The sequence below is a fragment of the Roseicyclus sp. genome, from assembly GCF_018402035.1.
Classification (GTDB): Bacteria; Pseudomonadota; Alphaproteobacteria; order Rhodobacterales; family Rhodobacteraceae; genus Roseicyclus.
On sequence record NZ_JAGYJN010000005.1, the window covers coordinates 99486 to 112028 of the forward strand.

Here is a 12543-nt window from a genome sequence, read left to right on the forward strand (position 1 = left end):
CCCAAAGGCCGCGACGGGGGCAGAGCCCCCCAGATCGGCGTCACTCGCCGATATGCTCCTTGTATTCATCCTCATCCATGAACTCATCGAGTGCTGCGTCATCCTCGATCTTGATCTTGAAAAACCACGCCGCCCCAGTGGGGTCGTCGTTGACGAGGGCTGGGTTTTCGACCAAGGCCGCGTTGATCTCGACGATCTCGCCATCGAGCGGTGCCACGATGTCCGAGGCCGCCTTGACGCTCTCGATCACCACGATCTCATCACCGCGCGCGACCTGCGTTTCCAGTTCGGGCAGTTCGACAAATACCACATCGCCCAGTTGCGTGGCGGCGTATTCGGTAATGCCCACGGTGACGATATCGCCATCGAGGCTCAGCCATTCATGATCTTCTGTGTACTTCATGTGATCCTCATCTGGAGGGGTTGATCAGCGTTTGTAGCCAGTGGAAACAAAAGGCAGCGGCACTTGCTGCAAGGCAAGCCGTTTGCCGCGCAGCTCGCCATAAAGCGTTGCATCAGTGGGCGTATTGGCTGCGATCAGGCCAAGGGCGATAGGGCCACCCAGCGAGGGACCAAAACCACCCGATGTGATCGTGCCAATCGCATCGCCCCCGACAGCCTCGGCAAAAAGCGCCACGGCTGCGCGCATCGGCGCGCGCCCGTCAGGGCGCAGGCCCACACGGCGGCGCGGTGCGCCATGGGCCAATTGTTCAAGAATGATGGCCGCCCCCGGAAAACCGCCCGCGCGCAGGCCACCCGCGCGCCGCGCGCGCCCGATGGACCAAGCTTGGCCCGCCTCAACAGGCGTGATCGCCGCGTCCATCTCTTGGCCGTAAAGCGGCAATCCCGCCTCCAGTCGCAAGCTATCGCGTGCGCCAAGCCCGATGGGCGCGACGCGCGCATCGGCGAGAAGCGCGCGGGCAAACACCTCGGCTTGGGCCAGGGGGACCGAGATCTCGAACCCATCCTCGCCCGTATAGCCAGACCGCGAGATCCATAAATCCGCGCCCTGCCAGCGCATCACCGCCACATCCATGAACCGCATCGCGGCCACGCCCGGCACAAGGGCTGACAACGCCGCCGCCGCCTCTGGGCCTTGCAGGGCCAAAAGCGCGCGGTCGCTCACCGCTTCGACGCCTGCGATATGGGCACGCAGATGCGCCAGATCATGCGCATGGCGCGCGGCATTGACGACCAAGACCACATCGCCCGCCCGATGGGCGACCATCAGATCATCCAGCACACCGCCCTGGTCATTGGTGAAAACGCCATAGCGCTGCCGCCCCTCGGGCAGGTCCAAAAGATCGGCGGGGATCAGCGCCTCAAGCCCTTCCAAGGCGCTTTTGGGCAGGCGCAGTTGGCCCATATGGCTGACATCGAAAAGCCCGGCATGGGCGCGTGTCCAAAGATGCTCGGCCATCACACCTTTCGGGTATTGCACAGGCATGGACCAGCCCGCGAAGGGCACGCATTTGGCCCCCAATTCGGCATGAAGCCCTGCCAGCGGTAACGCGGTCAGCAGTGGCGCTGTTGCATCTTCGGCCATAAATCCCCAGCCCGTTCATGGGCGCATGCGCCCGGCATCGTTGATCACGGCCCAAGGCCGCAGTTGCGACGCCCCCTCTGTCCTTTCGCCTGAGATCGTTATCCCTTCGGCGGATGCAGTTTGCGCATCACTCTCCAGAGTTTTGGTGCCGGCACAGGTCCTTTTGCCTGAGAGTTTACCGGGGCGGTTGCTCCTTCGGCCCTGACCCTTGCGGATCAGCGTCTCCCTGTATCGACGTGGCCAAAATATCAGGCTTGCGAAAGCCCGCAAGGGGCCTTGTGCATCTGCGGCACTTTCGTCATCAAAACCGACATGACCACAGGCAGTGATCCTTATTTCTTCGGCTATGGCAGCTTGGTGAACCGGGCCACGCACGCTTATCGCGATGCGGCACCCGCCCGCGTCACCGGCTGGGCGCGGATCTGGCAGGCGACATCGATCCGTCAAATCGCCTATCTCTCGGTGATCGCCGCGCCGGGGGTCATGATCGATGGCTTGATCGCCGCTGTGCCGGGGGGCGATTGGGCAGCGCTGGATCAGCGCGAACATGCCTATGACCGCCATGATCTGCGCAATGTCGCCCATGACCACCCGACAGCAGGCCGGATCATGATCTATCAGGTCGCGCCGTGCCATATCGCGCCCGAGGGCAGCCATCCGATCCTGCTCAGTTACCTCGACACAGTCGTACAGGGTTTCTTGCGCGAATTCGGCGAAGCGGGTGCTGCGCGGTTTTTCGAGACGACGCGCGGATGGGCGGCGGGCATCCAAGATGATCGGGACGCGCCGCTTTACCCGCGCGCGCAACCAACGACCCTTCGCGAACGGGCCATCGTCGACGCGGCCCTGCGCGATCTGGGCATCGATGCGTAGGGTGCGCCTACGGGCGCACCATTGACGGGCAGAGGTGCGCCGAGGGGCGCACCCTACCCAAACAGATCAAAGCGTCGGTTTTTTCTGCAACAGCCGCATCACATCGGCCATTTCCGGGCCTTTGTCTTGGCCCGTCACAGCCTTGCGCAGCGGCATGAACAAGGTCTTGCCCTTGCGGCCCGTGGCCTCTTTCACCGCGTTGGTCCAATTGGCCCAAGTCTCGCCGTCATAGGGCGGGTCGGGCAGCATGCCAAAGGCCTGCATGATGAAATCGCGGTCTTCGGCCGCGACCACGGGTGCTGCCCCGTCGCGGAAAAGCGCCCACCAAGGGGCAAGATCGGCCTTGGTGGTGATATTGGCGCGCGCCACCTCCCAGAAATCGGCGGCAAGCGCCTCGGGCACGCCAAGCGCCGCGATCTCGCCCGCGACATCCGCAAGGGGCGTCTCTTGCAAGATGCGCGCGGTCAGCGGGTAAAGATCGTTCTCATCGAACTTGGTGGGCGCCGCGCCGAATTGCGACAGATCGAAACCATCGGCCAATTCGTCAATCGCGCCCGCCAAAACCACCGGCTGCGACGAGCCAAGCCGCGCCATCAAGCTCAACAGCGCCATAGGCGCAATGCCCGCCGCGCGCAGATCGCGCAAGGATAGTGTGCCAAGACGCTTGGACAGCGCCTCGCCCTGAGGGCCGGTCAAGAGCGAATGATGCGCGAAACTTGGGTGGCCCGCGCCAAGGGCGGCCATGATCTGGATCTGCGTCGCGGTATTTGTCACATGGTCCGAGCCGCGCACCACATGGGTCACGCCCATGTCGATGTCATCAACCACCGAGGCCAGCGTGTAAAGCACCTGACCATCGGCGCGGATCAAGACCGGGTCCGAGACCGAGCCCGCATCGATAGACAGCGGGCCAAGGATGCCATCCTCCCATTCGATCCGTTCTTGATCGAGTTTGAAGCGCCACACACCCGCGCCGCGCTCCGTGCGCATGCGCGCCTGCTCATCGGCCGAAAGGTTCAAGGCCGCGCGGTCATAGACCGGCGGAAGACCCATGTTCAGCTGCTTCTTGCGCTTAAGATCAAGCTCGGTTGGCGTTTCCCACGCCTCGTAGAAACGGCCAGCCGCGCGCAGTTGATCGGCGGCTTCACTGTAGCGGTCCAGCCGATCGGACTGCCGCTCGATCCGGTCCCAGGTCAGGCCCAGCCATTCCAGATCTTCTTGGATTGCGTCCGCATATTCCTGTTTCGACCGCTCGGGGTCGGTATCGTCGAGGCGCAAGATGAACTGCCCGCCCGCCTTTTTCGCGATCAGGTGATTAAACAGCGCCGTGCGTAGGTTGCCGACATGGAGAAAGCCGGTGGGCGAAGGCGCGAAACGGGTCGTGACGGTCATGATGTGGCCTTTTTCAACACGCGGTCGGTCTTTCAGATCGGGGCGGAATTGTCCATATCGGGGGCATGACCGCAAACACGCCACATCACGATCTGATCGCCCCCGGCCTTGATGTCTTTGAAGCGCTGGCCGATGCCGCGTTGGCGGGGTTGCCCGCGCCCTATGGTGCGGCGGCGCGCCAGATCGCGCTCAGGATCGTGGACTTTGCCCCTGATGACATCCTTGACGGGATGGAGATTGCCGATCCTTTCGAGCTGACCGGGCTTTACGAAGGTATCCCGCTGACCGAGAAATCGGTGATGGACCAGCCGATGGGGCCGGATGTGATCTGGCTGTTTCGTCGCCCGATCCTTGATGAATGGGCGGATCGCGGCAATGTCAGCTTGGGCGCGTTGGTGGCCCATGTGCTGATCCATGAGTTGGCGCATCATTTCGGTTGGTCGGATGATGATATTGCGCGCATCGATCCCTGGTGGGAATGACCGCAAACAAAAAGGCCGCGCAGGATGCACCCGCGCGGCCCTCATGGTGCAATCAAGCAAGATCAGGCAAGCTTGGCGGCCATTTCGACAAGGCGCTTGGCCTGATGGGCAATCGCGGCCTCGGCTTCGGGTGTGATTTTGCCTGCAACAGCGACCGTGCCGTAAGGGTTGCCGCCCGCGGCAAAGATCGACGGGTCGGTATAGCCCGGCGTCACGATGACCGCACCCCAATGCATGAATGTGGTGTAAAGACCGATCAAGGTCGTCTCCATCCCGCCATGCAGGTTCTGCGCCGAGGTCATGGCGCTGACCGCTTTGTTGGCCAATGCGCCCGAGAACCACTGACCACCAAGGCTGTCGATGAAAGCGCGCAGCTGGCTTGCCACCGTGCCAAAGCGGGTCGGGGCAGAGAAGAGATAGGCATTGGCCCATTCCATATCGGCGGGGCTCGCCACGGGAATATCGGCGGATTTATCGGCCTGTGCCTTCCACGCATCTTGAGAGGCCACAACCTCGGCGGGGGCGGTTTCGGCCACGCGCAGCACGCGCACCTCGGCGCCGGCGGCGCGGGCGGCTTCGGCGGCAATCTCTGCCATGCGGTGATTGGTGCCGTAGGTCGAGTAATAGACGATGGCGAGTTTGACGTTAGACATGAGAAAAGCTCCGTGAACGCGGGTGACTTGATGATATCCACATGCGCGCAGCCGCGCCTTTGCACAATTCCACGCCAATGCAATCCATCGGTGCATCGGCGCACAGCGAGAGGGCTTGTCTTTCACCGAAACGGCGCGCCGTGGCACCAGACGGTCAGCGAATGGCGTTCGCCCACTGTCACCGGCGTGACGCGGTGCAGCACGAAAGCGGGAAAAAGCGTCGCCACACCGCGTGCGCGGTCGGCGCTGATGATCCCCGCTCCGGGCATCACCTCGAGATCGCCGCCGCGATAGGCATCGGGTTCGGACAGCTGCACCACGATGGTCAGCTTGCGCCGTTCGGCCAAGCGCCCCTCACCCACATCCGAATGCCAGCCGAAATGCCCCTCGCGCTCGGCCCCGTAACGGGCCACCTGCGCGCTTTCGGCAAAATCGGTGATATCGAAATCGAAGACATCGCGATTGGCCACGCGCACGATCTCGATGATGCGGTCCATGACCCAAGATGTCCCCTCGACATCATCGAGCCAGACCAGATCGGCGCGGCGCAGGTTATGATCGCGGGCTTGGCGCACAAGGCCCGCATCACGGCTGGGGGTGGTGGCGATGGTATCGAGAAGGCGTGCGCAATCGGCACCGGAAAAGGCGTCGCTCACGGACTGAACGGCGATCATATCTGTCACTCCAGAAAACAGCACGCGCGCCCCGCAGATCAATGTCGGTCGCCATGCCAGATGCGCAGATGGGCCGCTTTACGGCTTGCGTCAAGCCAAGCTAGACGCGGTCTCCGCGTTCAAGACGGGCCAAGAACGCATCGGCGCTATCCAATGTCGCTTGCCGCTTGTCATCGGACATCTTCATCCATGTGCGATACATCTGCGCCATCCGGGGGTTGCGGCCAAAGCGGTCGCGGTGACGATGCAGGAACGCCCAATAAAGATAGTTGAAAGGACAGGCTTTCTCGCCCGTTTTCTCCCCGATCTCATAGGCGCAGTGCTTGCAGTGATCCGACATCTTGTTGATGTAATTGCCGCCCGAGACATAGGGCTTGGACCCCACGATGCCGCCATCGGCGAATTGGCTCATCCCGATGACATTGGGGGCCTCGACCCATTCATAGGCATCGGCATAGACGGCCAGATACCATTCATGGACCTGATAGGGGTCAATCCCTGCGAGAAGGGCGAAATTGCCCGTCACCATCAGGCGTTGGATATGGTGGGCATAGGCCTCATCCCGCGTTTGTTCGATGGCGCGCGACATGCAGCGCATGCTTGTCTCGCCCGACCAGTAAAAGCCGGGCAAGGCGCGGTCATGGCCGAGTGTGTTCATGCGGGTGTAGCCGGGGCCTTGGCGGAAATAGATGCCGCGCATGAATTCGCGCCAGCCGATGATCTGGCGGATGAACCCCTCGACGGCGTTCAGCGGCGCCTGATTGGCCCTGTGGGCCGCTTCTGCGGCCTCACAGACCTCGCGCCAACCCAAAAGGCCCGCGTTAAGATACATCGAGATGACGGAATGATAGAGGAAGCGATTTCCATCCAGCATCGCATCCTGAAAATCGCCAAAGCGCGGTAGGGCATGGGCAATGAAATGATCGAGTGCCTTGCGCGCACCCGCCCGGTCGGTGGCAAACCAGAAGGGGGCAAGCGTGCCGAAGTTTTCGGCAAATCGGTCAGCCACCAGCGCCAGAACCTCTTCGGTCACGGCGTCGGGCTCAAACCGCAGCGGGCCGTCAAAGCCGATCTCGCCCGGCGCGGGTTTGCGGTTGTCATGGTCATAGTTCCATTTGCCGCCCGCAGGCTGATCGCCCTCCATCAAAAGGCCCGTCTTGCGGCGCATCTCGCGGTAGAACCATTCCATGCGGAGTTCTTTGCGCCCCTCGGCCCATTGGTCGAATTCGGCATGGGAACAGAGGAACCTGTCATCGGGAAACTGGTGGACCGGGATAGGGCACTCTTCCAGTGCGGCGATCAGGCGGAATTCGCCGGGTTCGGTGGCCAGAACCTCTGTCGCGCCGGTCTCCGAGGCGCGGCGGATCAATTCGCCGGGGATAGTGTGGGTATTCTCCGGATCATCAAGCCGCGTGTAGGCCACGCGCCACCCCTGCCCCTCCAGCCGGATGGCGAATTTGCGCATCGCGGCGAAAAGAAAAGCGATCTTCTTGGGGTGATGGGGGACATAGGACGCCTCGCCCATCACCTCGGCCATGACGATGATGTCGCGCGCCGGATCGCCCTCGCGCAGGGCGGACAGATCGTCGGAAAGCTGATCGCCCAAGATCAGGATCAGGCGGGCTACCATGGCAATTCCTGCCCGGCGTAATCGTAAAACCCGCCCGTTTGCGCAGGCGTCAGCCCCGCCATCACATCGCACAGCGCGCGCGCAGCCTCGGCCGGGGGCATCTTGCCATGGTTTGGGTCATAGCCTTGGGTAAAGGGCGTGGCCACCGTGCCGGGATGAAGGGCCGCAATCACCGCCTCGCGGTGGGTGCGCCCAATCTCGATGGCGGCACCATGCACAATCTGGTTCAGCGCCGCCTTGGACGCGCGATAGGAATACCAGCCGCCCAAGCGGTTGTCACCGATGGAGCCCACCTTGGCCGTCAGAACACCCGTGACCGAGCGCCCCTTGCGCGGCAAAAGGCGCGGCAGATGGGTGAGGATTTGCGCGACACCGATGGTGTTGACGGCAAAGACCTGCGCCATGGCCACCGGGTCGATCTGGGCCAGTTGCTTTTCGGGCGCGCCACCCTGCGGCGCAAGGATGCCCACGGCGACAAAAACCGCATCAAACGGCCCTGCAAGCGCGCCCATCACGCGCGCCACGCTGGCCGGATCGGTTACATCCAAGCCATCGGCGGCCCGCGAAAGCCCCGTCACCACGGCGCCCCGCGCCTGCCATTCCTCGGCCACCGCGCGGCCAATGCCGCCAGAGGCCCCGATCACCAATGCTTGTTCCATGGAGGTGCAGCTATGGCGCGGGCGGGATCGGTCAATGGCACTGACCCGAAAGGGGGTTTTCAAAGCCGCAAGGATCGGTATTTTCACCCCCATGATCACGCAAGCCCATATCACGACCCTTGCCGCGCCCGCCGCGCAGTTGTCGCCCCTTGGCCTGCTGCTTCTTAGCCGCCTCTGAGCGTGCCATTCGGCGCGACCGCTCAGAGGAGGGACAGCGCCGAAACCCCCAAAACAGGCAAATGCCCCAAGGCTAAGGATCACATGTTATGACCACCGACAAAAACCGCGTCTTGATTTTCGACACCACGCTGCGCGATGGCGAACAATCGCCCGGCGCCACGATGAGCCATGATGAAAAGCTGGAGATTGCCAGCCTTTTGGACGAGATGGGCGTCGATATCATCGAAGCGGGCTTTCCCATCGCCTCGGAAGGCGATTTTGCCGCTGTCTCCGAAATCGCCAAGCAGACGCGCAATGCCACGATCTGCGGTTTGGCGCGCGCGAGCTTCAAGGATATCGACCGCTGCTGGGAGGCAGTGCGCCACGCCAAATCCCCGCGCATCCATACCTTTATCGGCACCTCGCCCATGCACCGGGCCATTCCCAACCTGACGATGGATCAGATGGCCGAGCGCATCCACGACACCGTCAGCCATGCGCGCAACCTGTGCGACAATATCCAATGGTCGCCGATGGATGCGACGCGGACCGAGTGGGATTACTTGGCCCGCGTGGTCGAGATCGCGATCAAGGCGGGTGCCAGCACGATCAACATCCCCGACACGGTGGGCTATACTGCGCCGGTGGAAAGCGCCGATCTGATCCGCCGCCTGATCGCCGAGGTGCCGGGGGCCGAGGATGTGATCTTCGCCACCCATTGCCATAACGATCTAGGCATGGCGACCGCCAATGCGCTGGCCGCTGTCGCCGGTGGCGCGCGCCAGATCGAATGCACGATCAATGGCTTGGGCGAGCGCGCGGGCAACACCGCGCTGGAAGAGGTGGTGATGGCGCTGAAAGTGCGCCATGACATCATGCCTTATACGACGGGTATCGACACGACCAAGATCATGCATATCTCGCGCCGGGTCAGCACAGTGTCGGGTTTCGCGGTGCAGCCCAACAAGGCCATCGTCGGCAAGAACGCCTTTGCGCATGAATCGGGCATCCATCAAGACGGGATGCTGAAATCAGCCGATACCTTTGAGATCATGCGCCCAGAGGATGTGGGCCTGTCGGGCACCTCGCTGCCCTTGGGCAAGCATTCGGGCCGCGCGGCGCTGCGTGCCAAGCTCAAGGAGTTGGGGTTCGACATGATCGACAACCAACTCAACGATCTGTTCGTGCGCTTCAAGGCGCTGGCCGACCGCAAGAAAGAGGTGTTCGACGACGATCTGATCGCGCTTGTGACCGATGCGGCGGCGGCAGGCACCAAGGATCATCTGGAGTTGAAATTCCTGCGCGTGATCTGCGGCACCGAAGCACCGCAATCGGCCGACATCACCTTGCGGGTGGGCGAGAAAGACGCCCAAGCCACCGCGCAAGGCGATGGGCCGGTTGATGCGGCCTTTAACGCGGTTAAGGCGCTTTATCCCAACGAGGCGGTATTGCAGCTTTACCAAGTGAACGCGGTCACCGAAGGGATGGATGCGCAAGCCACCGTCACCGTCCGCGTCGAAGAAGGTGGGCGCATCGCCACGGGTCAAGCCGCCGATACCGATACCATCGTGGCCAGCGTCAAGGCCTATGTGAATGCGCTGAACCGGTTGATCGTGCGGCGCGAAAAGCTGGGCTCGGACCGCAAGGAAGTGTCCTACAAAGACGCGGGCTAAGGGAGGCGGGCGAAAAACTGCAGTTTTTCGCATGGAAAACTGGGGTTTTCCGACCCGGAAATCTCGAGATTTCCGGCCCCCCGCCCGGCGGAAAGGCGCTTGTCCCTTTTGGATCGAGGCCTTTACGCGGCTTGCTGCCAAGGCCTATATAGAAACCTCAGGGGCATGGCCGAGTCTCTTCGCGGGACGCGGGCTGTGCCCTTTTGAAATCGCGCAAAGGGCATGTGCAAATGGCGATGTGGGGCAATCTGTTTTCGTCGGATATGGCGATCGACCTCGGCACGGCCAATACGCTGGTCTATGTCAAAGGCCGTGGCATTATTCTGAACGAACCGTCGGTCGTAGCCTATCAAGTCAAGGACGGGGTGAAAAAGGCGCTGGCCTTTGGCGAGGATGCCAAGCTGATGCTGGGCCGCACGCCGGGTTCGATCCAAGCAATCCGTCCCATGCGCGACGGCGTCATCGCCGATTTCGATGTGGCCGAAGAGATGATCAAGCACTTCATCCGCAAGGTTCACAAGCGCACCACATTTACCAAGCCCAAAATCATCGTCTGCGTGCCGCATGGCGCGACGCCGGTAGAAAAACGCGCGATCCGGCAATCGGTGCTGGGTGCGGGCGCGCGCAAGGCGGGGCTGATCGCCGAACCTATCGCGGCGGCAATTGGTGCGGGCATGCCGATCACTGATCCCACCGGCTCCATGGTCGTCGATATCGGGGGCGGCACGACCGAGGTGGCGGTGCTGTCCTTGGCCGATATCGTTTATGCGCGCTCGGTGCGGGTGGGTGGCGACCGGATGGACGAGGCGATCATCAGCTATCTGCGGCGCAACCAGAACCTTCTGATCGGTGAAGCAACCGCCGAGCGGATCAAGACATCCATCGGCACGGCGCGCATGCCCGATGATGGGCGCGGTGCCTCGATGCGCATCCGTGGGCGCGATCTGCTCAATGGTGTGCCGAAGGAAATCGAGATCAGCCAAGCCCAAGTGGCCGAGGCGCTGGCCGAACCCGTGCAACAGATCGTCGAGGCGGTGATGGGCGCGCTTGAGGCGACCCCGCCCGATCTTGCCGCCGATATCGTTGATCGTGGCGTGATGCTGACGGGGGGTGGCGCACTTTTGGGCGATCTCGACATCGCGCTGCGCGAACAGACGGGTTTGGCCATCTCGGTCGCGGATGAGTGCCTGAACTGCGTCGCCGTCGGCACGGGCAAGGCGTTGGAGTATGAAAAACTCCTCCGTCATGCGATAGATTACGACAGTTAAGCCCCGCTGACGCCGCCTGAAGCGCGCCACACCAAAGGAGCGAGATGGCACGCGAGCCCCATGATCAGGCCTATGCCCGCCCCGTCCGGCGTTTGCTTGTGACGGTGCTGATCCTTGTGCTGATCGCCTTGGTGCTCGTCTGGCGCATCGACAACCCCCGCATCGAACGTATGCGTGCGGCAATCATCGACCGCGTCGTGCCAAATATGGAATGGGCCATGGCGCCTGTGACGGGTTTGGCGCGCATGGCGGATGGGTTCCAAAGCTATGCCCGGCTTTACGAGCAAAACGAGGAATTGCGCCGCGAATTGCAGCAAATGCGTTCGTGGCGCGAGGCGGCGCTGCAACTGGAACAAGAAAACGCCCGCCTGCTCGATCTTAACCGCGTGCGGCTTGATCCGGAACTGACCTTTGTCACAGGGATCGTGATGGCCGATGCCGGTAGCCCGTTTCGCCGTTCCGTGTTGATCAATGTCGGTGCGCGCGATGGTATCCTCGATGGGTGGGCGACGATGGACGGTCTGGGCGTTGTCGGACGCATCTCGGGCGTGGGTGAGCGTACAAGCCGGGTGTTGCTGTTGACCGATACCAACAGCCGCATTCCCGTGACAATCCAGCCATCCGGGCAGCAAGCGCTGTTGATGGGCGATAACTCAGCCGCCCCGATGCTTGATTTCATCGAAGCCCCCGAAGATATCGCTGCCGGTGACCGGATCATCACCTCGGGCGATGACGGGATCTTTCCACCCGGTTTGCTGGTCGGACAGGTTGTCGAAACCAATGACCGCCTGCTGCGGGCGCGGCTGGCCGCCGATGTGGCGCGGCTGCGGTTCTTGCGCGTCATGCGCAGCCATCCCGGCACAAGCTTGGCCGACCCCGGCGCGCTGATCGGCCCGCCTTGGCCCCCGCCCGAGGGATTTGTGCTGCCGCCGGGCGCAGCGCCGGCGCTTCGCCCCGGCCCGCGCCCCGATGCGCCGCTTGGGCTATCGCGCGAAGGCACGTTGGAGTGAGCATGTCCAACACCACCCAACATATCTGGAGCTATCGGGCGCTGTTTTTAGCGCTTTGTGCAAGCGTCATCTGTATCAAGATGATGCCATTGTCGCTTGATCACAGCGGCGTGCCCGGCCCCGATCTGCTTTTGGCGCTGACGCTGGCGTGGCTGTTGCGCCAACCTGCGGTGGTGCCTTTGGGGGCAATTGTCTTGGTGTTCTTGCTTGCCGATGTCTTGTTCCAGCGACCGCCGGGCCTGTGGACGCTTTTGGTCATCATCACATCCGAAGCGCTTCGCCGGCGACGGCTGACGATGACCGAGTTTCCCTTTTTGCTGGAATGGTCGGCCTTTAGCGGCGCGGTCTTTGTGATGATCTTGGCAGAGCGGGTGCTTTTGTGGGTGTTGTTCGTCGATCCCCCACCCTTGGGGCTGTCGCTGGCTCACGCCATTGTCACCGCAGCGATCTATCCGCTGGTCGTCGGCATCTCGAAATTCCTGTTCGGTCTGCGTAAGATCGGCCCAGCCGAGGTCGAGGCATAA

The 12543-nt window shown here is 62.4% G+C and carries 14 protein-coding genes and 1 riboswitch; of the genes, 7 read left to right on the top strand and 7 right to left on the bottom strand.

Features of this window, described 5'->3' with window-relative positions; translation table 11 throughout:
* Positions 1–40: 40 nt before the first annotated feature.
* On the bottom strand, positions 41–403 hold the full coding sequence (gene gcvH, locus KG698_RS09970) for a glycine cleavage system protein GcvH (protein ID WP_213685423.1): 363 nt from the start codon (positions 401–403) through the stop codon (positions 41–43).
* A 24-nt stretch (positions 404–427) separates the two neighbouring features.
* Positions 428–1546 carry a glycine cleavage system aminomethyltransferase GcvT gene (gcvT, locus tag KG698_RS09975; protein WP_213685424.1) on the bottom strand — a complete coding sequence of 373 codons (1119 nt, stop codon included), beginning with the start codon at positions 1544–1546 and terminating at the stop codon, positions 428–430.
* Between the two features lie 145 nt (positions 1547–1691).
* Positions 1692–1784, bottom strand: a riboswitch (glycine riboswitch).
* A 74-nt stretch (positions 1785–1858) separates the two neighbouring features.
* Between gcvT and KG698_RS09980 the strand changes: the two genes are divergently transcribed.
* Positions 1859–2419 carry a gamma-glutamylcyclotransferase family protein gene (locus tag KG698_RS09980; protein WP_213685425.1) on the top strand — a complete coding sequence of 187 codons (561 nt, stop codon included), beginning with the start codon at positions 1859–1861 and terminating at the stop codon, positions 2417–2419.
* Positions 2420–2485: 66 nt separating this feature from the next.
* Here the strand turns inward: KG698_RS09980 and gltX are convergent, their stop codons facing one another.
* Positions 2486–3811, bottom strand: a complete 1326-nt coding sequence (gene gltX / locus KG698_RS09985) for a glutamate--tRNA ligase (protein WP_213685426.1) — start codon at positions 3809–3811, stop codon at positions 2486–2488.
* Between the two features lie 65 nt (positions 3812–3876).
* On the opposite strand from gltX, the gene KG698_RS09990 reads away from it, so the two are divergent.
* The gene (locus tag KG698_RS09990) at positions 3877–4293 is read left to right on the top strand and encodes a metallopeptidase family protein (RefSeq protein ID WP_213685427.1); all 417 of its coding nucleotides are present in this window, start codon (positions 3877–3879) and stop codon (positions 4291–4293) included.
* Positions 4294–4355: 62 nt separating this feature from the next.
* On the opposite strand, the gene wrbA is transcribed toward KG698_RS09990, so the two are convergent.
* The 4 genes from wrbA to KG698_RS10010 all read right to left on the bottom strand — a co-directional run bounded on the left by wrbA (position 4356) and on the right by KG698_RS10010 (position 7909).
* Positions 4356–4946 (bottom strand): NAD(P)H:quinone oxidoreductase, encoded by a 591-nt coding sequence (gene wrbA, locus KG698_RS09995; RefSeq protein ID WP_213685428.1) that lies wholly within the window; start codon positions 4944–4946, stop codon positions 4356–4358.
* A 122-nt stretch (positions 4947–5068) separates the two neighbouring features.
* Positions 5069–5620 carry a 2OG-Fe(II) oxygenase gene (locus KG698_RS10000; protein WP_213685546.1) on the bottom strand — a complete coding sequence of 184 codons (552 nt, stop codon included), beginning with the start codon at positions 5618–5620 and terminating at the stop codon, positions 5069–5071.
* A gap of 100 nt (positions 5621–5720) precedes the next feature.
* Positions 5721–7250 carry a cryptochrome/photolyase family protein gene (locus KG698_RS10005; protein ID WP_213685429.1) on the bottom strand — a complete coding sequence of 510 codons (1530 nt, stop codon included), beginning with the start codon at positions 7248–7250 and terminating at the stop codon, positions 5721–5723.
* The gene (locus KG698_RS10010) at positions 7244–7909 is read right to left on the bottom strand and encodes an SDR family NAD(P)-dependent oxidoreductase (RefSeq protein ID WP_213685430.1); all 666 of its coding nucleotides are present in this window, start codon (positions 7907–7909) and stop codon (positions 7244–7246) included. The genes KG698_RS10005 and KG698_RS10010 overlap by 7 nt, the downstream gene beginning before the upstream one ends.
* Before the next feature lie 34 nt (positions 7910–7943).
* Here KG698_RS10010 and KG698_RS10015 point away from each other — a divergent pair, with 34 nt between their 5' ends.
* The 5 genes from KG698_RS10015 to KG698_RS10035 all read left to right on the top strand — a co-directional run bounded on the left by KG698_RS10015 (position 7944) and on the right by KG698_RS10035 (position 12543).
* Positions 7944–8087, top strand: a complete 144-nt coding sequence (locus tag KG698_RS10015) for a hypothetical protein (protein WP_213685431.1) — start codon at positions 7944–7946, stop codon at positions 8085–8087.
* Between the two features lie 88 nt (positions 8088–8175).
* Positions 8176–9741, top strand: coding sequence for a 2-isopropylmalate synthase (locus KG698_RS10020; RefSeq protein WP_213685432.1), 1566 nt, complete (start codon positions 8176–8178; stop codon positions 9739–9741).
* A 230-nt stretch (positions 9742–9971) separates the two neighbouring features.
* Positions 9972–11009 carry a rod shape-determining protein gene (locus tag KG698_RS10025; protein WP_300983586.1) on the top strand — a complete coding sequence of 346 codons (1038 nt, stop codon included), beginning with the start codon at positions 9972–9974 and terminating at the stop codon, positions 11007–11009.
* A 44-nt stretch (positions 11010–11053) separates the two neighbouring features.
* Positions 11054–12019, top strand: coding sequence for a rod shape-determining protein MreC (mreC, locus tag KG698_RS10030; RefSeq protein WP_213685433.1), 966 nt, complete (start codon positions 11054–11056; stop codon positions 12017–12019).
* A 2-nt stretch (positions 12020–12021) separates the two neighbouring features.
* A complete protein-coding gene (locus tag KG698_RS10035) occupies positions 12022–12543 on the top strand; it encodes a rod shape-determining protein MreD (RefSeq protein WP_213685434.1) in 522 nt (173 codons plus the stop codon).

Excerpts from the sequence above, each read along its gene's own strand:
- KG698_RS09980 (WP_213685425.1), top strand. The coding sequence starts at position 1,859 with ATGACCACAGGCAGTGATCCTTATTTCTTCGGCTATGGCAGCTTGGTG.
- KG698_RS10035 (WP_213685434.1), top strand. The coding sequence starts at position 12,022 with ATGTCCAACACCACCCAACATATCTGGAGCTATCGGGCGCTGTTTTTA.
- wrbA (WP_213685428.1), bottom strand. The coding sequence starts at position 4,946 with ATGTCTAACGTCAAACTCGCCATCGTCTATTACTCGACCTACGGCACC.
- KG698_RS10000 (WP_213685546.1), bottom strand. The coding sequence starts at position 5,620 with ATGATCGCCGTTCAGTCCGTGAGCGACGCCTTTTCCGGTGCCGATTGC.
- KG698_RS10005 (WP_213685429.1), bottom strand. The coding sequence starts at position 7,250 with ATGGTAGCCCGCCTGATCCTGATCTTGGGCGATCAGCTTTCCGACGAT.
- gcvT (WP_213685424.1), bottom strand. The coding sequence starts at position 1,546 with ATGGCCGAAGATGCAACAGCGCCACTGCTGACCGCGTTACCGCTGGCA.
- mreC (WP_213685433.1), top strand. The coding sequence starts at position 11,054 with ATGGCACGCGAGCCCCATGATCAGGCCTATGCCCGCCCCGTCCGGCGT.
- KG698_RS10015 (WP_213685431.1), top strand. The coding sequence starts at position 7,944 with ATGGCACTGACCCGAAAGGGGGTTTTCAAAGCCGCAAGGATCGGTATT.
- KG698_RS10025 (WP_300983586.1), top strand. The coding sequence starts at position 9,972 with ATGGCGATGTGGGGCAATCTGTTTTCGTCGGATATGGCGATCGACCTC.
- KG698_RS10020 (WP_213685432.1), top strand. The coding sequence starts at position 8,176 with ATGACCACCGACAAAAACCGCGTCTTGATTTTCGACACCACGCTGCGC.
- KG698_RS09990 (WP_213685427.1), top strand. The coding sequence starts at position 3,877 with ATGACCGCAAACACGCCACATCACGATCTGATCGCCCCCGGCCTTGAT.
- gltX (WP_213685426.1), bottom strand. The coding sequence starts at position 3,811 with ATGACCGTCACGACCCGTTTCGCGCCTTCGCCCACCGGCTTTCTCCAT.
- gcvH (WP_213685423.1), bottom strand. The coding sequence starts at position 403 with ATGAAGTACACAGAAGATCATGAATGGCTGAGCCTCGATGGCGATATC.
- KG698_RS10010 (WP_213685430.1), bottom strand. The coding sequence starts at position 7,909 with ATGGAACAAGCATTGGTGATCGGGGCCTCTGGCGGCATTGGCCGCGCG.